The sequence below is a fragment of the Bdellovibrio sp. BIS2 genome, from assembly GCF_055398295.1.
This window is the reverse complement of the sequence record NZ_AP035879.1, coordinates 1,699,295-1,725,195: the sequence shown is the minus strand read 5'-3', so window position 1 is coordinate 1,725,195 and position 25,901 is coordinate 1,699,295. Positions and strand designations below refer to the sequence as shown.

Sequence of the window (25,901 nt, the reverse complement as noted above, 5' to 3'; positions counted from 1 at the left end):
TGACCTAAGATTGGGTCATTTTAACTTATCAAGAACAAGTCTTGATGAAGATTGACCGGATAATCCTTAGAAAGGAGGTGATCCAGCCGCAGGTTCCCCTACGGCTACCTTGTTACGACTTCACCCCAATCATCGACCATACCTTGGGCGCCTGCCTCCTTACGGTTAGCGCAGCGACTTCTGGTACAGCCGACTTTCATGGTGTGACGGGCGGTGTGTACAAGGCCCGGGAACGTATTCACCGCGGCATTCTGATCCGCGATTACTAGCGATTCCAACTTCATGATCTCGAGTTGCAGAGATCAATCTGAACTTAGATAGCTTTTAAGCGATTTGCTCTACCTCGCGGCTTAGCTTCGCTCTGTGACTACCATTGTAGCACGTGTGTAGCCCTAGGCATAAGGGCCATGAGGACTTGACGTCATCCCCACCTTCCTCCGGTTTAACACCGGCAGTCCATCTAGAGTGCCCAACTGAATGCTGGCAACTAAATGCAGGGGTTGCGCTCGTTGCGGGACTTAACCCAACATCTCACGACACGAGCTGACGACAGCCATGCAGCACCTGTGTACCGACCCTTGCGGGCGACGACATTTCTGCCAATCTTCCAGTACATGTCAAGCCTAGGTAAGGTTCTTCGCGTTGCATCGAATTAAACCACATGCTCCACCGCTTGTGCGGGCCCCCGTCAATTTCTTTGAGTTTTAATCTTGCGACCGTACTCCCCAGGCGGGATACTTAACGCGTTAGCTTCGTCACTGAAGGGGTCAATACCTCCAACAACAAGTATCCATCGTTTACGGCGTGGACTACCAGGGTATCTAATCCTGTTTGATCCCCACGCTTTCGGATCTCAGTGTCAGTGTTCGGCCAGTTACCCGCCTTCGCCTCCGGTATTCCTGTTGATATCTACGTATTTCACCACTACACCAACAATTCTAGTAACCTCTCCGACACTCAAGCTTCGCAGTATCAAATGCACTTCCAGGGTTGAGCCCTGGGCTTTCACATCTGACTTACAAAGCCACCTACATCCGCTTTACGCCCAATAATTCCGAACAACGCTAGGATCCCTCGTCTTACCGCGGCTGCTGGCACGAAGTTAGCCGATCCTTTCTTACAGGGTACATTCATTGTGTTATTCCCCTGCGACAGAGCTTTACGACCCGAAGGCCTTCATCACTCACGCGGCGTCGCTGCATCAGAGTTTCCTCCATTGTGCAATATTCCCTACTGCTGCCTCCCGTAGGAGTCTGGACCGTGTCTCAGTTCCAGTGTGACTGATCATCCTCTCAGACCAGTTAAAGATCGTCGCCTTGGTGAGCCGTTACCTCACCAACTAGCTAATCTTACGCGGACTCATCTTAGAGCGAAAAACCTTTGACCCCTTGAGCCGCAGCTCCTGTGGTCTTATGCGGTATTAGCTAATCTTTCGACTAGTTATCCCCCACTCTAAGGCAGATTATCCACGCGTTCCTCACCCGTGCGCCACTAGTACTCACCCGAAAGCTTTCCCCGTTCGACTTGCATGTATTAGGCACGCCGCCAGCGTTTGTTCTGAGCCAGAATCAAACTCTCCAGTTTAAATTCTGTTTAGAAGCAAACAGCTAGCTTTTACGCTATTGTTTGTTCGAATATTTTTTGAAATTGTGAATGATAATTACTCATCATTCAAAGAGCCCAAAAATCTATTTTATCTAGCTATTCAGTTTTCAAAGAGCGAATCTTGCTCGCCGTTAATCTTACTTAGCGGCGAGGTAGAGGTTTTATCGAAGAGCTAAGCTCTTGTCAACACCCTCTCAAACATTTTTTCGAAAATTTTCAAAAGAACTTTTTCGAAAAAATATTTGATCCTCAATCAACGTTCAAACGCGCCAAAAATAATTGAATTCAAATCAACTACTTAAGAACCCTGTCTGTGTTTGGAATCAAACATAACGTCGGTGAGGTCCTGATTTATAGGCCTATTGCCCTTTACTGGCAAGGCCTTTTTTAAATAAATAAAAGTGTAGAAAAATAGGGCAAAAATTGCGCTTTATGCCGTCTTAATGGGCACAAACCGGCTCCGCAGCGCTTCATGCCCGAAAAAGAGGAGCCCATTTATAGCGCATTTCAGAGGAAATCTCTGGATACTATCGCCTTTGGCACCCTCCAAAAACGAAAAAAGCCCCTTCTATATAAGAAAGGGCCTTTAAAAGCGCTCTTCTAAGTACGGCGGGACTTCTTATTGTCGTTCATGTGCTCAATCTTATCCCCCAGATCATGAATGGCCTGACCGGTTTTAGGGGCTTTTTCAGAGATCTTCTGACCGACCTTCTCAATTTTGTCCCCCACCTTATGGGAGAGGCTTTCTTTTTCACCCTGTTTTGAAGCCATAAAGAACCTCCTGGTTCGTTTTCTCTATTCTATTACTTAAAGAGACGGCTTCAGAAAGAATCCACCAACAGTGCCAGCTTACATTCAACAATCCATCACCTTGGTTTGGCGCCGATGAATTTAGACATAAAAAAAGCCGCCCCTAAGGACGGCTTCATTGTTTAGATCACTGTCTCATCATGTCCGAAGACTTTGCGATACTTCGCCATGAACCAGTTCTGGAATCTATCGACATACAGATGCACGGCGGGAATCACATACAAAGTCAGCAAAGTGGAACTGATCGTCCCGCCAATGACGACAATCCCCAGGCTTGTGCGGGATTTTGAAGCTTCATTCAACCCGATCGCGACTGGCACCATACCCGCAATCAATGCAAGACTGGTCATGATGATCGGACGAAGGCGGGTTTCCCCGGCTTTCAGCAACGCCTCCGTCGGAGAAGTGCCCTGCTTTTGTTGTTCCGCCGCTGAATCAATCAACAAGATGGAGTTCTTGGTTGCAAGACCCATCAACATCACACACCCGATCATCGAAAACAGATCGAAACTGGAGCGTGTAATAAATAACGACAAGAAAGCCCCGCAGGCTGCCAGTGGAATCACCGACATGATCGTCACCGGAGTGATGAAAGAGCCATACAAGCTTGCCAGCACCAGATAAATGAACATAACCCCCAAGCCCAACGACACCAGGATGTTGGTCATTAGTTCGGCGAAACGCTCCGCCTCGCCCACGAAGCTGAATGTCACCCCTGGTGGCGGCTTGAGCTCTGTCTTGGACAGGCTGTTGATTTCCGCAATCACCCCACCAAGGCCTTTGCCACCCGGAGTGATATCCGCAGAAAGCTGGATGTAACGGTTGCGGTTTTCACGCAGGATCACAGACGGCCCCTGAGCCTCTTTCAAATGAGCCACGTTGGCCAGAGGCACCAATCGCTGGCTTAAGTTCGGAACCTTCAGACTGGGGTACTGCTCCCGCAAATCGCGCTGATCCGGTTGCAGGCGCACGCGCACATCATAGTTCACGCCATTTTCACGATAGATGGCCGGTGTCTGACCTTCGATCAAAGTACGAAGCTCCATTCCCACACCCACCAGGGACACTCCGGAAGCCTGGGCATTTTCACGCTTTAGCTGCACCTGAAATTCAGGCTTGCCCGCACGGTAACTTGTATCCGGCTGGGACAGACCGGGTTCGGCCTTCAGCTTGGCCAGCACTTTTTCGGAATACTGAATCAGATCGTTCATGTTCTGACCCACGATATTTAAGTTGAACTGACGGCTGTTCTGCTGTCCCGGGTTGTCCGTCACGATGATGTTGTATTTTTCAAGGCCCTTATAGGCTTCACGCAAAGCCGCTTTGGTCTGTGTGGTGTTCAGGCTGCGCTTTTTAGACGGCACAAGACGGATATACAGGCTTCCTTTGTGAGGTTCGCCATTACCCGTACCCACGAAGGTCAGAATATCCTCAATCTCAGGGAACTTGCGGGTGCGATTTTCGATCTCTTTGGCGATCACATCAGTGCCATCAAGACTGGCTCCCGGAGAAAGCTCAAACTGCACATAGAATTCACCATTGTCCTGCGCGGGCAGGAATGTGAAGGGCACACGCGTGGCGATAAAGAGCGAGAACACGAAGATTCCCACCGAAGCCAGGATGGTTTTTGCTGGATGTGCCAGGGCCCAGCCAAGGGTTTTTACGTACCACTGCTCCAGACGGGTCTGGAAGCGGTCAAAGGCCTTAAGAGCTCTTTGATTCCAGATGCCGAACCGCGAGGTTGGGGGTTTGTGAGAATGCTCCCCTGCAACATACGCTGACAGAGTCGGCGCCACAAAAAGCCCGTCAAACAAACTGACAATCATGGCAAAGCAGATCGTCAGGCCAAACTGCTTGAAGAACTGTCCCACGATCCCCTGCAGATTTCCGATCGGACCGAACACCGCTAGAATGGTCAAAGTCGTGGCCACAACTGCAAGTGTCACTTCGTTGGTGCCAACCACTGCGGCCTTTTTCGGTGACATGCCGATTTCAAGTTTGCGGAAAATATTTTCCCGCACCACGATGGCATCATCCACCAGAAGACCCACGACCAAACTCATTGCCAGCAGACTCATGATATTGATGGAGAATCCAAAGATACCCATCATGATACACGCCCCTAACAAAGAATTGGGCAACGCAAATCCCGTAATAAGCGTGGATTTCATACTGCCCAGGAAGAAGTAGACCACAAGAATGGTCAGTATCACCCCGAAGATAATGGATTCATATACGTCATAGACGTTGGCGCGGATCTTGTTGCTGGTATCCTGGACGATCTTCATCCGGGCGTCCACACCCTGGGCTTTGAAGTCCTCGTTGATCTTGGCCACTTTTCTGGCGATGTCGTCGGCGACTTTGACCGAGTTGGCTCCGGACTGGCGATAGATGCTAAAATTAATAGCCTTTTTCCCATTCAGACGACTGCGTGAACTTTCGTCCTGCAAGGTGTCTTCAATCTTCGCCACCGTGCCAATGGTGATCGGGTGATATACGTCCGCCAGACGAAGCACTGTAGAGCCGATTTCATGCACGGACTGATACTGCCCCAGAGTCCGGAATGAAAACTGAGTCTCACCGACGTCGATTTTACCGGCAGGAATATTTCGTCCCCCACTGCGCAGGGCTTCGGCCACCGTGCTTGCAGAAATGTCCGTGCCATTCAGGCGGTCCCGATTCAGGCTGACATGAATTTCACGCTTGCGCCCGCCGAGGATCTCAACCTGCCCGACCTGATAAACCTGTTCAAACTGGGGGGAAATGATTTCCTTGGCCAGATCGTAAAGCTTCCCGTCCTCCATATCAGCCTGCAGGGAAATATACATGATGGGTGCATCCGAGGGACCGACCTTTCGAATAACAGGCTCATCCACATCCTCTGGCAGTTCGCGCATGGAGTTTTGCACTTTGGCGCGGACTTCCTGCTCAGCAAAGTTCAGGTTCGTCTTTAAAGAGAACTCGATACTGAGAATACTGACCCCCTCCATATTCTGGGAAGAGACCTTCTGAACCCCAGAGATGGTGGAAACCTGATCTTCCAGTACTTTGGTGATTTCAGTTTCAACTTCCTGAGGACCGGCACCGGCATACGAAGTCACAACCACGACTGTGGGAAGCGTGACATCGGGATACAGATCGATGGGAAGATTTTTTAAAGAGATGCCTCCGAGAGTCAGCATAAGGATGACAAGAGACATGATAAGAACCGGTTGGCGTACTGATAGTAAAGCTGGTGACATAGTGGCGGGAAATTAGCAGCTAGGCTGAAACCGGACAACTGGAGAGATATTCGAGGGGCGAAGGAGTCTTTTCGTAGGGATCTTTATACGATACTATGACCTTTTTATGAGCCATTTAGTGGCATTTTGGATCATTTTTTGATACCATCAGGATGATGATTGAGACTCCGAACCAAATGCTGCAATCTGGTTTCAGAAAGCAATGGGGCTTTCTGAAAAAGGCAGGTATCAAATGAAAAAAATCTTTTATGTGATGTGTGCACTGCTTGGTTTTGACAGTCTGGATGTGGATTACAGTCACATTTTGGAGCGCGAGTTCCGCAAAAACTTTAAAAGGTAGGATCTGATGAACGAGTTTAAGTCCCAGAAAATAAAAGCAGTTCTTAAAGTTCTTTTGAAAAAGAAAGGTCTTACCTACGAAGCCCTGGCCGAGCAGATGGAGTGCTCTGTTCCCACAATCAAAAGAATTCTGGGGCCCGAAGAACTTACCCTGAACCGACTTCTTCATCTGTGTGAAATTTTGGACACCAATCTTGCAGAGATTGAAACCCTGACTGCAGAAGAAGAAACCGGCAGCCCGTCGTTCACCGAAGAGCAGGACGCTTTTCTGGCGAAGAACAAGAATTACTTCGCCTACCTGATGAAGCTGTTTGACGGAATGACCCCAAAACAAATTGCTGACGAGTATCAACTCACCGCCAGAAGCACGGACAAGTACCTGATCGGCCTTGAAAAGCACGATCTGATCCGCGTGACCGGAAAACAAAAAGTCAAACCGGCCTTCAAAACGGTTCCAAATCTGGGGAACGGAGCCCTGGCGCGGGCCCATTCAGAGTCCTTCATCAAAAGCATCGCCTATTTCTTTATCGATCTGGTGCGTGAAGGTCTTTATTCACAAAAGAAAAAAGAAGAGCGCAACCAGGCAACATTTTCAACCCAGGTCGTGAAAGTCTCCAAAGCCAGCTATCTGGCCTGGATTGAAGAGCAGCAAAAGTCCATGCGCAGTTTTGAAAAACTGGCCACTTATGAAGAAAAAACCAAAGCCCCCGAAGAACTGATGTCAGCGGTGATTGTTTCTGCGCACACCCTTCTGAAGCACGACTACGAGGGTTTGAAAAAGATCAGCTCCACTTTCGGCGAAATCACCAACTTCTAAAAAGGACGGGGTGATTGCTTTTTGTCAATCACCTCGCTTGCTTCCAGCTCTCTTGACTGCTGTCATCGCAACCAGTTTTCCCTGTCCCTTGTTTGTGCGCATAAGGATAATGAACGCTTACGGAGGTCCTATGCCAGAGATTGCCGAAGTCGAAACCGTACGCCGTCATCTTGACAAAGCCCTGCGCGGCAAAAGAATCAAGGAAGTCATCTATGAAGAAAAAGACCGACACCTGTTTGCTTTTGTCTCCGCAAAAGCTGTGAAAAAAGCCCTGGAAGGAGCACGCATCACCGGGACCGGCAGAAAAGGAAAGTATTTCTGGCTGGAGCTGGATCGCAAACCCTGGCCTTTATTTCATCTGGGCATGAGCGGAAACGTCTCGCTGCTGACCGATCCGTCAGACGCCAAACATCGCAACATCTGGGGCGGCAAGAGACTGTGGAGTCTTGAGGATGAAAGTGAGCACAGCATGATCTGGTTTTGCCGCTTACTGCTTCGCTTGGAGAGAAAAATCGAGATGGCATTCAGCGATCCCCGCCGCTTTGGCCGGATGTGGCTGACGGAAGATCCCTGGCAGCACCCGCGCATCGCCAAGCTGGGCTTTGATCCTTTATTGGATTTTCCCACGGGAAAAGATCTTTACGCGCGTCTGCACAAACGAAAAAAATCCATCAAAGCGGTGATGCTAGATCAAGGCCTTTTTGCCGGCATCGGAAACTGGCTGGGAGATGAAATTCTGTTCCAGGCAAGAATATCCCCGCATCGCCTGGCCTCGGAACTGAGCCCCGCCGAAGTGGCGACATTACGCAAGGTGACCCTGGCGGTTGTTAAAAAAGCTGTGGCCGTCGACGCGGACTATGAACGCTTTCCCAAAACCTGGCTGTTTCATGAACGCTGGGGCAAATCGAAAACTGCCAAAACCCACAAAGGACACAAAATAAAACACGAAGAAATTGCCGGACGCACGACTGCCTGGGTTCCTGACTGGCAAAGTTAGGACCTTGGCCAAAGCCGCAGCTTGTTTTAAATCAGCAGGCAGGGGTTTTAATTTCCGTTCCTGTCGCCGCATCGGAAAATATCCAGACGACAGGAGGATCTTATGACTGAGAAGAAAAATAAATCGGTGCGGGGCCCGGATCTGCGAAAGAAAATCATCGACTCTCAGGAAAAGGGCGAGAACTACCGCTCCGAACATCAGGGAACGGACCTGATTGACACGAACACCGTTCACGAGGACCAGACCACACGAAATCGCAGCTCGTCCGAGCACAGCTCGAAAAAATAGCCCGGGAGTGACCATGATCCCTGATCACATTGACGTACTGAAGCGGCGCCAGACTCCCCTGCTTAAACACGGGGACTTGCAGGATGTGATTCTGCACATCAAGGATCGCAAAGTGGTGATGCTTGGGGAAGCCTCCCATGGGACTCACGAATATTATCACTGGCGCGCACAAATCACGCAGGAACTTATCAGTAAACACGGCTTTCATTTTGTCGCGGTGGAAGGCGACTGGCCTTCGTGTCAGTATCTGGATCGCTATGTCCGCTCCAGCACTCTGGACAAACTTCCTTTTGTTCATTTTGCACGCTGGCCGGCCTGGATGTGGGCCAATGAAGAGGTGCGTGATTTCACGACTTGGCTTAAATCGCACAATCATCTGAAAAATGAAAAGCCCGTGGGCTTTCATGGGCTGGATGTGTATTCGTTGTTTGAATCCATTGATGCTATTTTTAAAACGGTCGGAGAAATCGAACCGGATCTGCTGGCGCCCCTGAAGGAGTATTACAGCTGCTTTGCATCTTACCGGCACGATGAAAAGAAATACGTGAAGGACCTGATGCGAAACTATAAAGGCTGCCGGGACGAGGCCGTGTCGGCCCTGGAGGAATTGCTTGAAAAAAACATGACCCGTCCGGACAACTCTCTTTTTGATGCGATTCAAAATGCCCGGGTCATCAAGAATGCCGAAAGCTACTACAGGGCCATGACGGACTTTGAGGACAGTTCATGGAATGTGCGGGATCGCCACATGCTGGAAACTCTGGAGGCTCTGCTTCACCATTACGGACCCGATGCTAAAGCGATCGTGTGGGCTCATAACACCCATATCGGCGACTATCGCGCGACGGACATGGTGCTGGAAGGAAGCGTCAACATCGGCGGACTTGCCCGGGAGATCTTTGGCGAAAGGAACGTCGCCTTGGTGGGGTTTGGCAGCTATCAGGGAAGTGTTATTGCCTCTCCGGCATGGGCCGGCCCGGTGCGGGTGATGAATCTGCCGCGAGCGCAGAGTGGCAGTTATGAAGACCTGTTTCATCAAGTGGCCTATGCTTCAGGATACAAAAATTTTTCTTTGAATTTCTTCAAGGAGGATCGCTCCAAACTCTGGGCTCAATCCCGCGGTCACCGCGCAGTGGGTGTGGTTTACAATCCCCATCATGAACGCGGCAACTATGTTTCAACCAAAATTGCCGAGCGCTATGACAGCTTTCTGTTCTTCGATGAGTCGCGGGCTTTAAGCCCTCTCAAACAGGAGATTGATCGATCGGAAATACCCGAAACGTATCCTTCGGGCTTATAGCCCGAGGATCGAGTGCTTGAGTGCCTCGATGACAAGTTTTTCTGCCGGGATCTTGCCAAACTCGGGACGATAAACCAGAGAAATCTGATCCTTGAAGCTGGGAAGCTGGGGCAGAGACTTTAACGACAGACCCGACATCTCGACGGCACGGCCCGGGATGATTCCGTAACCAATACGTTCATGCACCATTTTACAAATCAGCTCCAGACTGTCGGTCGAGATCACCTTTTCCGGGCGGTCCTTCCATTTTTTCAAAATAGACTGAGTCTGGAACAGGTTCAGATTGCAGATAATGGTGTCGTGAGCTTCGTTTTTGGCCGACCAAACACCGACAGTGTCCTGAGCCATTTTATGAATCACCAAGTCCGGTACTTCGGCAGGATTGATGACCACTCCGATATCAATATTTCCCTTTTGAATCTCCATCTGAATACTGCGCGACAGATCATGACGAAGTTCGATTTTATAGTCCGGAGCTTTTTCCTTCAAATAGGTGACGGCCCTGGGAATCGAGTACTGGGCCACCGTCATGTGGCAGCCAATCGTCACTGTGCGACCCGCGAACACACGCTCATGATCAGCATCAAAATCAAGCTCTTGCAAAGACTGCAGGGCTCTTTGCGCCTTCCCCAGAAACACCCGGCCACTTGGAGTGAGCTGAATCCCGGAACGGGAGCGGTAGAAAAGCACAGTCCCCAGATCTGATTCCAGGCGCTTCAAGCTTTCAGAAAGAGCCGGCTGACTGATCTCCAGTTTCTGCGCGGCCTGAATAATCGTGGTGCAGGTGCTGGTGTGAACAAAGTTTTCGATATCGCGAATCTTGCATTTCATAAGCAAATACTTATCACAATTCAGCACACAATCCACATTTAACTATGTATTAGCGGCCTGACCTGCAAATTCTTTTCACTTAAGAACTGCGGATTAAAGACCTTTGATTGATAGCGAAGTGCAGAATCCCCCATCACCGTCGCAATTCGCAGACCCTGCCCCTGATTTTGCAAAGCATACTGATAAGCCGCAAAGATGTTCAACGCTGCAGAGGTTCCCACCAGCAACCCTTCGTGCTGAGCCAGGTAATAGAGCATGGAAAGCATCTGTTCATCTGTCACCTGAACGGCCTCATCGACGCGGGCTTTTTTGAAGTTTTCCGTCAGGCGCATAATTCCGATGCCTTCCGTGATCGAACTGCCCTGGGATTCAAACTTCCCGGTTTTCACAAATGAATAAAGGCCGGAGCCCATCGGGTCCGCCAATAAAGTGAAGATTTTTGCATCTTGCTCTTTCAGATAGGATGACACACCTGCCAGCGTCCCGCCTGTCCCTACAGAGGAAACAAATGCATCCACCCTGCGATCCATCTGAGTCCAGATCTCCGGGCCCGTGGTCTGAAAATGAATTTCAAAATTGGCGGCATTTTCAAACTGATTGGCCCAAAAACTATTGGGGCGGGCTTCAGCCAACGTGCGCGCTGTATGATAAAAATGATTGGGATTGGCGAACGGACAAGGTGGCACCTTTACCAGTTCCACCCCCAGAGCCTGAAGTGCATCATACTTTTCCTTGGCCTGATTATCGGGCATCACAATCACGCAGTGATATCCGCGTTGTGCAGCCAGCGTGGCAAGTCCGATGCCGGTGTTGCCTGCTGTGCCTTCCACAATGGTATAACCCGGTTTCAGCAGGCCCGATTTTTCAGCGTTTAAAATGATCCCCAGAGCCGTGCGATCCTTGACACTGCCTCCGGGGTTCAGATACTCAGCCTTGGCAAAGATCTCACACCCGGTGATTTGGGAAAGAGACTGAAGTTTGATCAAGGGCGTGTGACCCACAACATCTGAAACTGAACCCGCCTGCATAAGCACCTCGCAATTCAGCCTGAACTATATCAATGAAAAAGAAAAAAGCCAGGTCCTGAAAAGGGGGCCTTTCAGATCATTCCTCATTCTGACACCCGGCCATTCCGGAATAATCACCAGGATAATTCAACACCCGAGTGTAACCCCAGGTGAAGATTTGCCGGGCGATATCCGGAGCTCCCCCGCCTTGACTGCATACGACGATGATTATTGACTCCGGAGTCATGCCCTTGGCCGCGATCACTTTTGTTGCTTCTTCCGCCGCCAGGGGTTTTAACGTCGACGCCGGAATATTACTGACTGGCATTTTGGTGATGGGGTCCATACTCATGTTGAATTGGACAAAATCCGCTTCCCTGCGCACATCCAACACATGAGCTTTGAGTTTAGCCTGGCTAAATGGCATTCCGAAAGTGGGGGCCAATTGCTGACTGGGTGCCCGCCCCCCGAGGGAGCTCATTCTCGCCTTGGTGCTCCACTGGGCAACTTCATTTTTTTGGGACAAATAAGATTTCAATTGCGGCAAATCAATCTGAATGGGCCCCGGCCGGGTTTGGCATCCACAAGACAAGACAACCGTCAGCAGCATTAATAATTTTAATTTCATAAAATCATCTTATCGCGACTGCGGCGCCCTTACATATAGTCATTTCGAGGTCTCACAAATCACAAATCTGCCGAATTGCAAGGGGGCGCCCGGGATTCATCAGGTGTTATCTTAAAATACCCGTTGAAGTCATTGAATCAATGTCATCGATGTACATCAGCCGGAGGGTGAAGAGGTCTCCGGCGCTTAAACCACGGTCGTCCCATCTGCGGGTGTTACAATAACTCATGATCGAGTCTGCATCGTATTCTGTGTAGCCGAAGCCCCACTTCATACCTTCTTTCGTTTTGCCACCGATGGCGCAGGTGGAGTGAGGATGATCGTGTTCGTGATACAGACCTGCGATATGACCAAACTCGTGTACGACCGTGGACTTATTTAAGCCTCCGGCAAAGAAGTGCACGACCCCCGAAGCTCCCGGAAAGTCCTTGGATTGATAAATAAGCTGAACCCCCACCGATGCGGAGGCCCGCGTGCCACCCAACCACTTCAAAGCATTCTTCGGGCGATAGTTGATGACGACTTTACTTTTGTCACCCAAAACGCAGTCCTCAAATCCGACAAAATGAATGCCCGTGCGGGATGCGGTGAACTCATCCTCGATCCAACGACGAACTTGCTCTTTGTCTTGGGACTTCCAGGCGGATCGACGGTAGTCTTCTTTCGAGTTTTGCACTGGATTGGCAAAGCAAACTTTCACAGCTTCAGGGCGCCAACGACGCCAAGTAAACATGCCAGCCTTTGCCTGCAAAGCGGAGCTCAGAATAAGGAATACAAGCAAAACTCTATTTTTCACTGAACACCTGCCTGACCTAATCCATAAGAGCGATGCAAGGTCTTCGCCTCTCTGGGACGCAAATAGACTGGCCGAGGCGTCAGCCCGGAGCTTAGATCCTAGACAATAGGTTCCAAATCGCGTCAGCATACAGGGATCTGTTTGTTTTGAATGGAATATTAAAGAGAAGAAAATTGGGGTGAACGTCGTGAATCTTGTGAAATCAATACCTTACACCCACATTCAGCCTGTTATAGCCAAAAATCAAAATAGCTTAGAAAAACTCCCTATTCATCCCTTAGAGTCTTACTTCTTGTGACTCTAAAATCGTTCAAATTGACCAACTGTTTAACCTCCGATTCAGGACGGATAAAATTCAATTTCTCCGTTGCTCCTGACACATCGACACCCGCCAAGCGAATGTATCTGGTCATTACCTTCTCGTCGGTCCATCCACAAATCTTCTTCACCACTGGCGACGTTATACCTGCGTTTAGCAGGTGGGTCGCAAAGCAAGCTCGCAGAGCATGGAAATTCACTGACGTAATGCCAATACCTTCACAAAACTCTCGAAGTATTCTTGCCGCTTCTCCCCGTCTCCACTGATTGATTCGTGGAAGTACATGTTGATCCGTCGCGGTCGCACGAAGCTTTACTAAAAGCGCCTCGCACTCGCTGTTGATCGGAACCTTCCTCCAGTAGCCCGCTTTCGTGGACTTCACGAGTTTCATTCTCCCATTGTAGGATTTCGAAACCGTGAGGAGATTGTTCTCCATATCAACATCGTTCCACTCCAAAGCCATTAACTCCCCGGACCTCATTCCGGTACAAAGAGCCATAGCCCAAACTGGATACCACTCGTGATCCATTCCCCTCGCTATATCCAAGAGCTTTTGGATTTCCACCAAAGACAAAATCTGCGGTGGCTTTTCATTGACCATACGGCCAAGCTCAATTCCTACGGAAGGTGAATGGTGAACTCCTCTGATGATTCCTTCTTCGATTCCCCACTTAAACACGACGTTGACAGCCGACTTAACTGTCCTTAGGCGACCTTTAGAATAACCTTCATTCTGCATCGTCAACAGCGCATTACGAATGTCTGCGGGCGAAATTTCTTGGCAGGTCTTATCCAAAAGTTTTTCAGTAAACTTTCGTAAAGCTGCCACATTATCCCAAATTGTCGTTGCCTGTAGCTTTCGGGAACCAAGAATTCCTTTTTTATGGGCGAGTTCCCATTTTTCAATTGCCTCGCCCCAAGTGATCCCGGAACCTTCGCGTCTAGCCAACTCTGCCGAACATTCAATGAGTAGCTCCCGCTCAATAGCTTGAGCCTCTCGCATTGTCCTAATCCGGTTTCGCATCTTCTGAACGCGAAGTTCAGGAACGAGTTTACTTCTGATATTTACTGATACTTCATAGTAAGTTTTGCCATCTAGTTCTTTTGCTCTTATCGCCATCTTATCCTCCGTTTATCTGGATTGGAGGCTTCAATAAGACCGTCGATTTCCTCGCGGCTGAAGTAATTACGTCCGCAATACTTCCTTGCCTTCAATTGCCCCCGGTGTGCCATCACACGGACGGCACCTGGGGTGATTCCTAGATACAAACCAACTTCATCAGTTCTAAGCCATCTTTTAATTATCAAAGATCTAAGTTTAAACTCGGCATCGTCTCTCTGTATTTCCAGAGGAAGAGCCATAGCTTGGTCTAATATATTCATACATCTCTCCTGGGGTTCGGGCAACCTATGAACCCTGTTTTTTGCATTTCACTCTGCGAGTCAAAGATGCAAATTAAATGGGTGATCTTAGTTCCTATTAGCCGACACTTCTCCCTTGAGAAGCTTGCCAATAAATTGATCCATTGTAATTTTCCCATTTGTCTTCTGATACTCATCGTGAGCCATGTGAAGACGGTCCTTTTCACTCAAAGTTTGATTCTGTAAGTTTTGAATATGGTCCACACTGATGAGGGACAACCCAAGACTAATTACCTCCGAATCTCGCACCTTTCGTCCAAATGTCTTCTTGTTAGCTTTGTCCTTTAAAGCCTGAAGAAGCTTTGCAGCGTCAGCGTCGAGTTTTTTAAGAACATTCTTACGCTTTGCTTGGGATGATTTCTTCTCGGATGTCCTTTCTACTGTTTTTTGTTCTTCCATCTTAACCTCCTTTTGTTAGTTCACTGATTTTACTTGATCTAAAATAAGTACTTTTAAATTGAAGGGTCCCTTGATCTCTGAAAACTCGGGAACCTTTTTTAGCTTTTGTCGAAATCTGTCGGCGGTACTCAAGGCACCACTTGCAAGACCCTTTTTCACTGCGGTATCAACAGACGGATCTTCCACTACTTGCCCAAAGACATTTGTCTTTCTCGGAACAAGGCCATCAAAGTAACCGGCAGCGAAACTCGCAATGAAGTCACCCGTAAAATACTCCACCTCACGAGAGTGATACTCACCGCTAATCCCGGGTTGCCCGTTACTTGCTACACCGACACCTTTTACAGAGAAAATGTGATCCCCTTGGACGACCCTATTAAAATTGATAAATATTCTTCGACTATTGGGTTCCAGATAGGACTCACCAATAAATTTGAGTCCCCGCACTGATCCCGATTGGGCCTGCGCAACCACTGGGGCCTTTTCGTCTGGAAACGCGATCACTGAGTGATCTACATAAAGGTCAAAGCTATCGCCGACCTTTATACCCCTAAAGACTTCAACCGATCCTTTAACCGGAACAACCAACTCAGATGCTGTTGATTGTCTTCCAAAACTAATCTGATATTCCGAAGGAAGATTACCTGTTGTAACTTGAGGTTTAAGGCGCAAACCCCGAGCTTTAATTGGAGGCTTCACCAATTCGTTTTGTGGTTTACTCTCTTCGACTCTTGGAGCTACGAAAACCTCTTCACCGGGAAGATCTGCTGCAAGTACTGAGGAAACTAGAAATAGAAAAATCATTTGGAACTCCCTCTATCTATAAGGACGGGACTCTTCAAAACAAGACGTACTTTTACCTGCTCATTTTTAGATACTTCCGTTGGTTTACGATCCATCATTGATGGCCTCCCAAAAACATTTCGAATATCTACAAGGTCTTGATGCTGGCTCTTTGACGGAATCACATCGAAAACAAAAATGTTTCTCTCAGGTTCACACTTGGCGATCATATTTGTCGGAAGTGAGGAGTTGAGCTTTAAGTTCAAAAATAGAGTCTTCTTATCACTTGGTGATATCTGAGCCTTCAGATCTTCCCCACGACCTACGAAAACCTCCACTAGCGCACACGGGAAAAGCACTAGAGACCCCAACCCTGGCGCGAGATAGATTCGCATGACCCGGCTGCGATCAAATCTAGTGGATTGGATGCGCTCCACTTGACCCAATGCCGGCACGAAGAATAGCAAATTAGTTACGAATAGGAGCTTCTTCATAGGAGTCCACCTCCAGTCCGTAGGGGTTATCTTGAGTTCGCGGAACATTTTTGATTTTTATCGACACCTCAATACGATGATCTTGTTCATTCATACGAGAACGTTCTTTCACCAGAACCAAACCGTGATAAATGCCAGCATCATCGAGGGTTATTTTTTGAATCTGACCGCTGATTTGAATGCTATCGCGCTCCACTTTATTTTTAAGATCCAAAATTTCTGATCTTTTGGCCTTCCAGAGATCTTCGCTCATCATGGTAGTCGTTAGGCCGATTCGCTTCATAAAGTTTTCTGAATCAAAGTTGTAGACGTTAAAAATAAACTCTTGGATAAATGCGACAGCTTCGGTCTTATAGATTGGATCAGCTTGGTCCGTGACAATACGGGTTCCATTAGCATCAATCCCGATAATCATCGGACGACTTGATTTGGACAAAACTCTCAGGTTCACGACAACCGAGAACAGGCAAAGCGTTGCCGTGGCAATAAATAGAATAAACTGCGTATTACGCTTGAATATTTCGCGACTGTGGATTTTCATTTTTCTTTAATCCTTTCTTCTGAGATTGATATCGGGCTTTGTTAAGACGATCAGATTTTCCACCCCACCCATTTTTGCTAGTTGAGTTTCGGCTGTACTTAGATCGATTTCTTTCAAGATATGATGTTGAAGATGATTTCTTAGACCGAGCAAATGGCATCACTGAGGATGCTCCACCTAGTGCCGCACCACCGGTCCACTTAGCCACCGTGATCGCACCACTTGCAGCCTGACTGATAGCTCTCCCCGCCGGACTTTTTACAGCAAGACTGGCAAAACTCACGGGAGCAAGCCCCTTAAATAGAGTCACCAGAAGCTCAAGACATTTCGCTCCAAACGCATCTGTCTGGGCACTCACTAGGCTTGCATGAACTTGATCAAATCCATACCAAATGATCGGCCACGAACTTCCAACGATCAAAAGGCCCATAAAAATCTCAAGCCCCAGTCCCACACCCAAAAGAGCACTTAGTAAAAAGACAATCGGAGCCATGGAGCACATTAACAGCATGAAGAAGACGTGAAGGTAATATACGACCCAGTAAAGGCACGCCAAAATTACTTCGACAATTCGATCAAGGCTAAATGGAATTGAACTCAACTCCCACCCTGGGGCGCCATCAGTTAATGCTGCCATCGAATCAAACTTAGGCAGATAGGTCTCGGGAATAGAGAACAGCACTTCCACAATCAGAGGAAAGGCCGCAATCAACACGAAGTAGATCAGAGCACCTTTCAATGCTGTGAAAGCCTTAGATCCATCACCCATAATATTAGAAAAGACCACCCGCCCCAGAAACAGCGGCAGAATAAAAACTGTCGTGGTTCCCGCGACAGCCTCAAACACCTTTACGCAAATATTATGTAACTCGCTAAAGCTTTCCATTTACCGACTCACTCTTGCGAATACGACGTTGGCGATCTGAAAACTCTGCCCATTGGCGGGACTCTTCACTTTCTTTTTCTAACTGGCGCAGTCTTGCATCTTCATTCTGCAAAATGAGGGTCTGCTGATTCCTTTGCACCTCATTCAGAGCAACATTGGTTTCTGTAGTGTTAAGAGCAATCGCTCCTTCATTTCCCAAAATAGCGATGCGACCGATCAGACGTTTAAAGCGTCTAATATAGTCCGTAGTACTGCGGATATTTGTTTCAAGCCGCCGTGACGACCAATCAGGTCCATTAAGAACCGACTGAGTACTCCGACTGACGTAGCGAAGATTGGCACTTTCCCGACGGACAGCTTCAGATCTTTTCTGAATATCTTTAGCACCCGTCTGAATATCCTCATCTGGAGCAAGCTCTTGTGAAAGTTCAGATACGGCATCGGCATAAGCGGCCACCTCAGTCGCCTTCTTTGCCTGTTCTCCAATGAAATCTAAAAATGCATAACTTTTTGAGGAAAATAGAAGAATCACTACAAAGAAAGGCATCTTACAATCTCCTCAAGTCGAAGACTTGGACACGCTTTGCGAAGTTCTTGGTATTTCCTTCGATCTTCATCCTTAGAAGTGTATGACCAGTATTCCTCAGCACTGAGACGAACCTTCACCACCCGTTCGCCATGACAGTCTTTAAATAGAGCTTCGGAAAATTCACCCTGCTGCCGTCGAAGTGTTTTAATCTTTTCCACACTGGCGGGATTCAACTGCGTGCGGGCCATAAAAGATTCCTCATCACCGTCCAAGGAGAAGAATACCTTATTAGGAGAGTTGTCTAAAATACCGGTATCACCGTCTATTACAACGTGAGCTGACTTTTGCGCGACCGTTACAAAGCCGTGCCCCTCTTTACGAACATTGGCGATGGACAGATTAAAGAATGAAAAACACTTTTTAATGAAGAATGGTGTTTCGTCCGCGATAAACACAAGTCTCTTTCGATGCTCTGATGTTTTCAGCATCTCAAGATTGAATTGGGCCATCACAGCCGCAAGTCCACCTTGGGCATAATCCGGATCTAATGCCTGGCTAATTTTAGAGAAATTAAAGTACAAAAGCTTTGAATCCATCCAGTTTCGACTGCCCTCTAAATCTTTTGCTGCAAAAGCATTTCCGTAGACACCAGATCCAACCCAACGATTGAATAATTCTTTTCGCGGAAGATCTGCTGTCTTTGCGACAAAATCTTGAAGTGAATATTCACGTCGTTCTTTTTCGGCATAAATGCCGATAAGTCTCTCTAAATCAGACTTCATCGTTTTGGATAGTTTTGATTCCCCTTCCTCAAGAATTAGAACCTCGAGAAATCCCGCCATAATTTGCAAGGCCTCTTTTGTCGGTCCTAACTCTTTGATAACGTCAAACGGATTGATGCCCGTCGGCTCATTCAACAGAAGTGTCTTTTCGATGCCTCCCAACATTTCTGTCTCTCTGGAATGGCTGCCGCCGACGTCGATCTTGATAACCTTGATATTGGGATCGTTGATCAGCGCTCTAGTCAAAGCGTTGGTTAAAACAGACTTACCTGTGCCAGGCCGTCCGAAGATACACCACGAGAACGATTCATAGCTTGAATCAAAAACATCCAGAAATGTTAAGGATTCATCTTTACGATGAAGCGCAAGTGACCTTGTGCTCACTTTCACCTGTGACAGCGAGTCCCCTCTGCTAATAAGAGGCACATAAGTTACCAAGACCGAGTCTTTCTCCAAAAGAGTAAAATGCGGATTACTTCCCGGATAAAGACTTTTAAAGCTTTCAAGGGCGCCAACACTCTCAATATAGATTTCGCCCAATGGTTCCAGTCTTCGTTTAAGCTCTTCACGATCTGCGCGTAAATAGTCTTCAGAATTACGAGCAACTAAACACTGCCATTCAAATCTAAAGAGCTTTGAACCATTAAGGCTAATATCTTCTAAATCTATTTGTGCCTCTTCAAACTTACGGGCCTCCTGAAGATCACCACCGTTTACATTCTGCTTGGACCGACGGCGAAGAAATGTCTCTGCCGAACTATGAGGTACGGCCTCAATGGAGCAACAAATTGTATAAGGTAAAGCCAAGCCATCTTTGATATGCGATAGTGTTGAAAGGTCCATTCCGAATGCTGACTGACGGACCAACCTTAAAACACTCACCACCTCACTACCCAGGTCAAGAGTCTGAAATGAATGATTCACCTCTTCCCCAATTTTGGGCAAAATATCTTCGATAGCAGTTTGAGGCATAGGTCGAACTTGTACGCCATTGGACTTCAAAATTTGAAAATCTGTTAGAATAGCATTTTCGGATGGTGTTTTCTTTCTAAAGAGGAGCGAAAGATCAGTCTTAGCAGGCTTCTCTAAAAACACAAATGCACGGTTTTTGATAAAGCCGATAGATTTTAGAGCCTCACGGCGGGAGTGCTCAACATCTTGATCGATGGAGTACTCCGACTTAAAGTAAATGCGAAGAATTCGTCCTTCCGGCAAATCTCGCAATATGCTCTGAAGCATCGCCTCTGATTTCTCTAAACTATAAATCTCTTCATCTAAAAGATCGACTTCAAACCCAGCGATCAACGATCCATTTTCCAAAGTGTGAATTATCAAATCCTTAAGATGACTTGTTTCTACGATTTTTTGAAACATGATTTACTCCATTTGCGAAAATGTACTTAAGACTGTCGCGCAGAATTTTACGACGAAAATTCAGACGTATCGGAATTAGCATTACTAAAGATGTGATGGTCGCCATAAGGGCCCACAGCATCGACTTGATTCCAAGAACCTTACTCAGCAGAAGCAAGCCCAACAAAAGCAACCCCGCCCCTGTAATGTCGTTGTATGAAAGACCCAAAAAGTAAGACTCATCGTTTAGAACCCGGGAGGTTTTACGATCTCTCATCGAAAAACCTCTTTCAGCATATCAATGATTGCGGGACCTCCGAATGTAGCGGCCGCGCCAATCACCCCACTCATCAGAACCATGCGACCGAGGTTTGCCATCCCGATGGACATGGCAATGCCTCCTAGAACAATTCCAATAACCGCAGTGACTTGTCCGATTGAAATCACAATGCTTTGACCGCGTTGGGCCGCCTCTTCAAGGCGAGATGCCACTGCTGGATGACTCAGGAAAACGATCAAGGCCGAGCAAAGAACGTAATAAAAATATTTGAAACGATTCATACTTTTCTCCATTTCTACTTGCTAACTGGCGGGATGATCTCGAACATCTCAACTTGGCGATACCAAGTGTTGGATTGGTTAGGATCTTGAACCCATTGGTCCATTTTGTAGCGTTTCCATTCCCCAGGTTCGACCAGCCCCGCCATTTCCTTCGGCAAGGGCGAAGAAAATAAAGAACTTCCCTGCTGCACCAGTTGCGGCTGTAATTGCTTCTGGAAGTGATCAAGCTTTGTCTTCAATTGCTGATTTTCCATTTGCAAACCATCATCTTTCGAAACATTCACATACGTACTCACGGCACCAGCAATCGCCGCCCCGGCCCCGGCATACATTGCTGTATAGGTCATTCGATAATCGGTCTTGGTTTGAGCAACTAGAGCACCCGCCGCCGCACCAATCGCCATATCTCTAAGAACTCTATTTCTTGTCGACGTAGCACACCCGACCGTTAGTGTGAGGGCGGAAAGCCAAACGCTCACCGCCGTAATTAGTTTCAAGGTGTTCACTATTTGGCTTGGCATTTTCCTTCTCCTTGGCCGATGGAGATGCAAAGCGATTCAATATTTCCATCCAGCGCATTTGCGCCATCTGTTCCTTTGTCGCCAGCTTTGCCTTCAGGTCCTTGTCTTGAACCTGAACATTCTGAAGATGTTGGGTCGCCTCCTGGCCCACCGATTCCACCTAGCTGCCCAGGCCCACCTTTACCCGGATTGCCGGCAAGACCTACTGTCTGGAATGGCTCAACAACAAACTCGGTTTTCTCTTGAATCTCGACTAACAATGCTCCGGAGTTTCCGCCTCTACCTGCTCTTGTGCCATCACGTCCCTTGGCGCCAACTGCTCCCGCGCCACCATTATCGGGGTTGCGCGTACACCAGCACTTCAAAGGACCGCCAATGCCAATGCCTCCGACGCTCGCTCTTGCGCAGTCATGCGCGCCACCGCGCCCTCCGCCACCGGTAGCGGCTCTAATATCCCAAACTTTACCATCAACACCATCGCCGCCATTCTGACCTCGCAGATTAACGCGTAGATGTCCGATCGCTTCTTTGGCTTTAATTTCAACAGCGCCACCCGGAGCTCCATCAGTTTCGAGAGGAGCTTTCGCACCGATCATGAATGAATAGATTTCGGCATTATCAGAATAAAATTTGTCAGCTTTAACAGTAAGATTATAGCCATTGGTTTGAATCTTAGATTCGTTAGTAAAAAAGACGCGAGACGCTTCGATGACCAAGTCCTGCTTTAGATCTGTTGATGCTTCGATGGAATAGTCTCGAGGAGTAAGTCCCACGTACTCGCCAATCAACACCGGCTTATCACCATCGTATGAAAAAACGCGAAAGTTGAACTTAGTATTGTCTTTAATCGGATGCGTGTATTGACGAACGGAATCCGAATCAAAAATTCTTTTCCCTGAGTCTTCGATAACTACTTTCGTTACTTCAGCTGGCCATGAAACCAAAATTTGGTACTGGTGGGGAATGTCCAACTCTTGCAAACTGAACTTTGCATTTCCATCAGCCTGGCTGTGAGTGGATTTTTCAACCACAGGAGTGTTCTGTGTATTAGTCTCTTGTTGAATATCACCGCAGCCAACTTGGCTGGCGATAATTGTAGCTGCCAGGATTTTAAGTCCTGAAATTCTTTTTTTGGGCAAAGCACAGCCCTTGGCGATTGCGAATAGCATCGTCCCCTCCTCATAGTGGGTATTTTGGTTTATTTACGAACCCATCCCTTGAAGAGAGACTGCAAAGCGTGCTAAGAACCGTCCTAGCCATTCACGTGGCGCCTTGCCTGTCCTTGTCTTCCATTGCCGTGGAATCCTTCAAGGATGGGCTTTTTCTTTTCTGACGCATGAAATACCCAGCGTTAAAATCTTTGTAAATCTATTTTTCAGATTAATTACATATAGTTACGCTATACGTATTCATAAAATTCTATGCTTGGTTATAGAATTCTATGTTTTTAACTTGAAACTTATGTGCTTAAAAAGTAATCAAACGAACAAATTATGAGAAAAACGCTCAGCCTTGCAGAAAAGATCGCCCTTCTAGCAAAGCACTCTGGTGTAAGCCAGGCTGCTATTGCAGATGAAGTAGGAGTTCCCGCAAGCCACGTGAATCACTTTTTCCGTGGCAAGGGTGACGTGCGCTCTGAACTCTTCATTGAAATTTTGAAGACTCTGAATATTGATGTCGAAGCAATCATCAACAAAGAAGTAGCTCGAATTAATGATTTGGATCTTGAAGAAAAGAAGAGCGCTGGAGACACATTCGAAAGATTAGTTAAATCTTTCGACAAGACCGAGCGCGAAGCCATCGTCGAATATCTTGATGGCTTTGCGGTTGCTCACCTTGGCGCTAAGGCCAAGAAGCAAACTAAAATTTTGAGAGAGTTAATTTAACTGGGGGATACTTTGGAGATTCAAACGCAAGTCATCACAAGTGACGAAGCTCTAAAGCTCAAGTTCAGGAAGGATTACAAGTTCCTTCGCTTTTACCTCCTGCCCTTTCTATCAGACTTCTCAGCGGACGTTCGCTGGATGGCAGAAAAGGTAGGAGTTAATGTTGAACAAGCTTTTGAATATCAAGATTTGCTGATCGAGTCAGGCTATTGGGTACGCTCACCTAATGGCGGCATTTCTGCGAAAGAAAACTACGCAAGGTTCAAGGCGAACTTTGACGAGTTCTTAAATACAGCAGAATTCATGACCCTTAGTGCAAACATCAGCACCCGCATCACCGATAACGGTCAATGCTGGTACGAGACATTTACTATTGCGACAACAAAAGAGCTTGAAACGGAATTCATCGGAAAACTAGACTCTCTTTTGAAAGACTTCAGATCTAAGTCAGAACAAGTTCCTGGCGACATCATGATCTCTTGGTCACAGATCTACACTCACGCCCTGAATGGCACGAACGCCAACAAGGAGGTTCAACAATGAAATTCACTTTAATTATCCTTACAGTATTGGCACCATTCTTCGCCCATGCTGGCGGCGGCGGCGGACTTCGTCCTGGGATGCAGACTATGATGATGCAAAAATCTCCTGAGTTTATTTTTGCTCTAGGAGAAAAAAACGGCCTGGTAGAGTTTGTACGCGGCCAATACCATGGACAGACATGGATGGTTGAAAATGTATCGCTTCCAGTTGACGAATTACAGCTTGATCCCTCAACATCTTATGCACTCGATTCTTCGAAAATTCTGAATTCATGGATAGAATTGAAGTAGAAGATCACATATAAATATTAATTTTAGAATTGAAGGTCTCGAGGAGACAAAACCCGACACCTTCAATCGCCGCAATTAATAAGCATTCTTAAACTCATTAAAGTGGTTTTCCTCGCCTAACGTACCATTGTATAAGATCAACATTGAAAGTCCGAAAAAATCTAACATATCGATAGTACATTATCAATGTTACAAAAAGCCCAGCCAAACCAGCATATAAATCATTGTTAATACCATCCACACAAAAATTATAGATTTGATGAGCAGCGATGAGCAAGGCCACGAGGCAAATATTTCTGGAGAAGCCAAGTAGTCGACTCCAATGATTAAGTCTTTCCCCTTGACCAGACTCCAACCGAGCCTCTGTGAAAATGGTTGTATAAGTGAGCTTTAACATTTCGTCGTCATCTTTCGCCCCCAAATAACTTTTGTAAATTTTTATACTCTCTTCATGGAGAGATTCAAAATAACCAGGGAAGAAAAAACGTGTAATACAATTCCCTTTATACCGCCCCAACAAAACTAGTGCCGGCTCCCCCAAAAACCACTTTGTCCATCGCTCGATAGTCCATAATGATGTTTGGCCAACTATCTGCCCGACAATGTACGCAGCAGCGAGCAAAAACAAAGAGTGCATTGTATTATCAAGATTAAGGTTGGGAAACTGACCGTGAGAAATCACAGTAAACATTGTTAAAAGAAAACCAGGGACCAATATCGCTAAAAACTCATAAAAGGAAAGAGGCAGATCCTTCATTTGCATCCTCGCGTCAAAGTATTAAATCTAAACATGATGTAGTATAACATTCTTTTTCCCATCTGGAGGATGTTTTGTCTGAAGTACCCACATATTTTTCAAATTTCTTAGGCAGAATCAGACTGAGCGTGTCAGAGCAGGCTGAACTGAAGAGTGCACACACCAACCTAACAACAAAGATACAGGAAGATCCTCACTTAAAAGACCTCATAATTGGCACTTTTTTGCAGGGAAGCTACAAACGATCTACAATCGTTAAGCCAGCGAATGGCAAGCGATCAGATGTTGACGTAGTTGTTGTTACCAAGATAGGCCCTGATGTAACCCCTAAGAAGGCACTCGAACATTTTGTTCCATTTGTTCGTAAGCACTACAAAGACAACTACGAACCACAAAGTCGCTCCATTGGTATAGTAGATGGAAATGTAGATTTGGATTTAGTAATTACATCTGCCCCATCTGAAGCGCAAGTAGGACTAATAAAAGCATTTTCAATCGAAACAAATGACTCACTGGAAGAGTTTACATCAATTCGTTTATCTAAAGGCGAAAGGCGCAATGACGCGTACAATGATTTTTTGGAACCACTACTGAAATCATGGAAAGATGATCCGCTTCAAATCCCAGATCGTGACGCAAATAAATGGGAGCCAACTCATCCTATCGCACAAATAAAGTGGACCACCGAGAAAAATAAGGCATGCAATGATCACTATATTAACGTCGTAAAAGCAATTAAGTGGTGGCATCGTCAACAAAAAGATCTCCCAAAGTATCCAAAAGGCTACCCCGTAGAACATATGATTGGGCATTGCTGCCCCGATGGAATCACCAGTATTGCTCAAGGTGTAACACTGACTCTTGAGAATTTTGAAAAGGTTTTCTTAACTAATTTCCAATCCGGAACTCCTCCATATCTTAAAGACCATGGCGTGAACCAAAATGTTTTACATCGCATGGAGTATCCTGACTTTAAAAAATTTTACGAAAGGGTCCGGGAAGCAAATAAAATAGCACGACGTGCTTTAGATGCAGCTGGCGTTGAAGAAAGTGTAAACCTATGGCGCTCGTTATTTGGCTCAGAATTTGATCCGGAACCAGAAGACTCTGAAAAAAAGGGGGGATTTGTTCCTCCCATTCGTTCATCTGATCCAGTCGGTGGAAGATTTGGGTAA

Annotated in this window: 26 protein-coding genes and 1 rRNA gene; 8 read left to right on the top strand and 19 right to left on the bottom strand. The window is 47.0% G+C overall.

Going from position 1 to position 25,901, the window contains the following annotated elements; genetic code table 11:
• Positions 1-70: 70 nt before the first annotated feature.
• From ACZ520_RS08240 to ACZ520_RS08230, 3 genes are all read right to left on the bottom strand, one after another.
• Positions 71-1,584, bottom strand: a 16S ribosomal RNA gene (locus tag ACZ520_RS08240).
• Between the two features lie 621 nt (positions 1,585-2,205).
• Entirely contained in the window at positions 2,206-2,376 is a 171-nt protein-coding gene (locus ACZ520_RS08235; RefSeq protein ID WP_198297999.1) for a hypothetical protein, read from the bottom strand.
• A 161-nt stretch (positions 2,377-2,537) separates the two neighbouring features.
• The gene (locus ACZ520_RS08230; protein ID WP_088565421.1) at positions 2,538-5,657 is read right to left on the bottom strand and encodes an efflux RND transporter permease subunit; all 3,120 of its coding nucleotides are present in this window, start codon (positions 5,655-5,657) and stop codon (positions 2,538-2,540) included.
• A 346-nt stretch (positions 5,658-6,003) separates the two neighbouring features.
• On the opposite strand from ACZ520_RS08230, the gene ACZ520_RS08225 reads away from it, so the two are divergent.
• The 4 genes from ACZ520_RS08225 to ACZ520_RS08210 all read left to right on the top strand — a co-directional run bounded on the left by ACZ520_RS08225 (position 6,004) and on the right by ACZ520_RS08210 (position 9,398).
• Entirely contained in the window at positions 6,004-6,813 is an 810-nt protein-coding gene (locus ACZ520_RS08225) for a helix-turn-helix domain-containing protein (protein WP_088565422.1), read from the top strand.
• A 52-nt stretch (positions 6,814-6,865) separates the two neighbouring features.
• Positions 6,866-7,810 carry an Fpg/Nei family DNA glycosylase gene (locus ACZ520_RS08220; protein WP_464128064.1) on the top strand — a complete coding sequence of 315 codons (945 nt, stop codon included), beginning with the start codon at positions 6,866-6,868 and terminating at the stop codon, positions 7,808-7,810.
• A gap of 102 nt (positions 7,811-7,912) precedes the next feature.
• Positions 7,913-8,098 carry a hypothetical protein gene (locus ACZ520_RS08215; protein WP_088565424.1) on the top strand — a complete coding sequence of 62 codons (186 nt, stop codon included), beginning with the start codon at positions 7,913-7,915 and terminating at the stop codon, positions 8,096-8,098.
• A gap of 13 nt (positions 8,099-8,111) precedes the next feature.
• Positions 8,112-9,398, top strand: coding sequence for an erythromycin esterase family protein (locus ACZ520_RS08210; RefSeq protein ID WP_088565425.1), 1,287 nt, complete (start codon positions 8,112-8,114; stop codon positions 9,396-9,398).
• Here ACZ520_RS08210 and ACZ520_RS08205 read toward each other — a convergent pair.
• The 15 genes from ACZ520_RS08205 to ACZ520_RS08135 all read right to left on the bottom strand — a co-directional run bounded on the left by ACZ520_RS08205 (position 9,393) and on the right by ACZ520_RS08135 (position 22,419).
• Positions 9,393-10,229, bottom strand: a complete 837-nt coding sequence (locus tag ACZ520_RS08205; protein WP_464128061.1) for a LysR family transcriptional regulator — start codon at positions 10,227-10,229, stop codon at positions 9,393-9,395. The genes ACZ520_RS08210 and ACZ520_RS08205 overlap by 6 nt on opposite strands.
• 38 nt (positions 10,230-10,267) lie before the next feature.
• Positions 10,268-11,257: a cysteine synthase A gene (locus ACZ520_RS08200; protein ID WP_464128058.1), complete on the bottom strand. Its 990-nt coding sequence runs from the start codon at positions 11,255-11,257 to the stop codon at positions 10,268-10,270.
• 76 nt (positions 11,258-11,333) lie between these two features.
• Positions 11,334-11,864 carry a rhodanese-like domain-containing protein gene (locus ACZ520_RS08195; protein ID WP_464128055.1) on the bottom strand — a complete coding sequence of 177 codons (531 nt, stop codon included), beginning with the start codon at positions 11,862-11,864 and terminating at the stop codon, positions 11,334-11,336.
• Positions 11,865-11,970: 106 nt separating this feature from the next.
• On the bottom strand, positions 11,971-12,597 hold the full coding sequence (locus ACZ520_RS08190) for a zinc metalloprotease (protein ID WP_464128052.1): 627 nt from the start codon (positions 12,595-12,597) through the stop codon (positions 11,971-11,973).
• 329 nt (positions 12,598-12,926) lie between these two features.
• Positions 12,927-14,099 carry a tyrosine-type recombinase/integrase gene (locus ACZ520_RS08185; protein WP_464128050.1) on the bottom strand — a complete coding sequence of 391 codons (1,173 nt, stop codon included), beginning with the start codon at positions 14,097-14,099 and terminating at the stop codon, positions 12,927-12,929.
• Positions 14,090-14,362 carry a helix-turn-helix domain-containing protein gene (locus ACZ520_RS08180; RefSeq protein ID WP_464128047.1) on the bottom strand — a complete coding sequence of 91 codons (273 nt, stop codon included), beginning with the start codon at positions 14,360-14,362 and terminating at the stop codon, positions 14,090-14,092. Before ACZ520_RS08180 ends, ACZ520_RS08185 begins: the two co-directional genes overlap by 10 nt.
• 87 nt (positions 14,363-14,449) lie before the next feature.
• A complete protein-coding gene (locus tag ACZ520_RS08175) occupies positions 14,450-14,800 on the bottom strand; it encodes a hypothetical protein (RefSeq protein WP_464128044.1) in 351 nt (116 codons plus the stop codon).
• Positions 14,801-14,815: 15 nt separating this feature from the next.
• Entirely contained in the window at positions 14,816-15,604 is a 789-nt protein-coding gene (locus ACZ520_RS08170; RefSeq protein WP_464128041.1) for a TraB/TrbI/VirB10 family type IV secretion system protein, read from the bottom strand.
• Between the two features lie 447 nt (positions 15,605-16,051).
• Positions 16,052-16,618 (bottom strand): hypothetical protein, encoded by a 567-nt coding sequence (locus tag ACZ520_RS08165; protein ID WP_464128038.1) that lies wholly within the window; start codon positions 16,616-16,618, stop codon positions 16,052-16,054.
• Positions 16,584-17,504, bottom strand: a complete 921-nt coding sequence (locus ACZ520_RS08160) for a hypothetical protein (RefSeq protein ID WP_464128036.1) — start codon at positions 17,502-17,504, stop codon at positions 16,584-16,586. Before ACZ520_RS08160 ends, ACZ520_RS08165 begins: the two co-directional genes overlap by 35 nt.
• A complete protein-coding gene (locus ACZ520_RS08155) occupies positions 17,491-18,051 on the bottom strand; it encodes a hypothetical protein (protein ID WP_464128033.1) in 561 nt (186 codons plus the stop codon). Before ACZ520_RS08155 ends, ACZ520_RS08160 begins: the two co-directional genes overlap by 14 nt.
• On the bottom strand, positions 18,036-20,189 hold the full coding sequence (locus tag ACZ520_RS08150) for a TraG/VirB4 family ATPase (protein ID WP_464128031.1): 2,154 nt from the start codon (positions 20,187-20,189) through the stop codon (positions 18,036-18,038). Before ACZ520_RS08150 ends, ACZ520_RS08155 begins: the two co-directional genes overlap by 16 nt.
• A 252-nt stretch (positions 20,190-20,441) precedes the next feature.
• Positions 20,442-20,729 carry a TrbC/VirB2 family protein gene (locus ACZ520_RS08145; protein ID WP_464128028.1) on the bottom strand — a complete coding sequence of 96 codons (288 nt, stop codon included), beginning with the start codon at positions 20,727-20,729 and terminating at the stop codon, positions 20,442-20,444.
• A 14-nt stretch (positions 20,730-20,743) separates the two neighbouring features.
• Positions 20,744-21,133: a hypothetical protein gene (locus ACZ520_RS08140; protein ID WP_464128025.1), complete on the bottom strand. Its 390-nt coding sequence runs from the start codon at positions 21,131-21,133 to the stop codon at positions 20,744-20,746.
• Positions 21,134-21,234: 101 nt separating this feature from the next.
• Positions 21,235-22,419, bottom strand: a complete 1,185-nt coding sequence (locus tag ACZ520_RS08135; RefSeq protein ID WP_464128023.1) for a hypothetical protein — start codon at positions 22,417-22,419, stop codon at positions 21,235-21,237.
• 324 nt (positions 22,420-22,743) lie between these two features.
• Here ACZ520_RS08135 and ACZ520_RS08130 point away from each other — a divergent pair, with 324 nt between their 5' ends.
• Genes ACZ520_RS08130 through ACZ520_RS08120 form a run of 3 tightly spaced genes read left to right on the top strand, consistent with a single transcriptional unit; the run spans position 22,744 to position 23,969 of the window.
• A complete protein-coding gene (locus ACZ520_RS08130; RefSeq protein WP_464128020.1) occupies positions 22,744-23,136 on the top strand; it encodes a helix-turn-helix domain-containing protein in 393 nt (130 codons plus the stop codon).
• A 12-nt stretch (positions 23,137-23,148) separates the two neighbouring features.
• Positions 23,149-23,679: a hypothetical protein gene (locus tag ACZ520_RS08125; protein WP_464128018.1), complete on the top strand. Its 531-nt coding sequence runs from the start codon at positions 23,149-23,151 to the stop codon at positions 23,677-23,679.
• Positions 23,676-23,969, top strand: coding sequence for a hypothetical protein (locus tag ACZ520_RS08120; RefSeq protein WP_464128015.1), 294 nt, complete (start codon positions 23,676-23,678; stop codon positions 23,967-23,969). The genes ACZ520_RS08125 and ACZ520_RS08120 overlap by 4 nt, the downstream gene beginning before the upstream one ends.
• A gap of 97 nt (positions 23,970-24,066) precedes the next feature.
• Here the strand turns inward: ACZ520_RS08120 and ACZ520_RS08115 are convergent, their stop codons facing one another.
• Entirely contained in the window at positions 24,067-24,726 is a 660-nt protein-coding gene (locus ACZ520_RS08115) for a hypothetical protein (protein ID WP_464128013.1), read from the bottom strand.
• A 74-nt stretch (positions 24,727-24,800) separates the two neighbouring features.
• On the opposite strand from ACZ520_RS08115, the gene ACZ520_RS08110 reads away from it, so the two are divergent.
• The gene (locus ACZ520_RS08110) at positions 24,801-25,901 is read left to right on the top strand and encodes an SMODS domain-containing nucleotidyltransferase (protein ID WP_464128011.1); all 1,101 of its coding nucleotides are present in this window, start codon (positions 24,801-24,803) and stop codon (positions 25,899-25,901) included.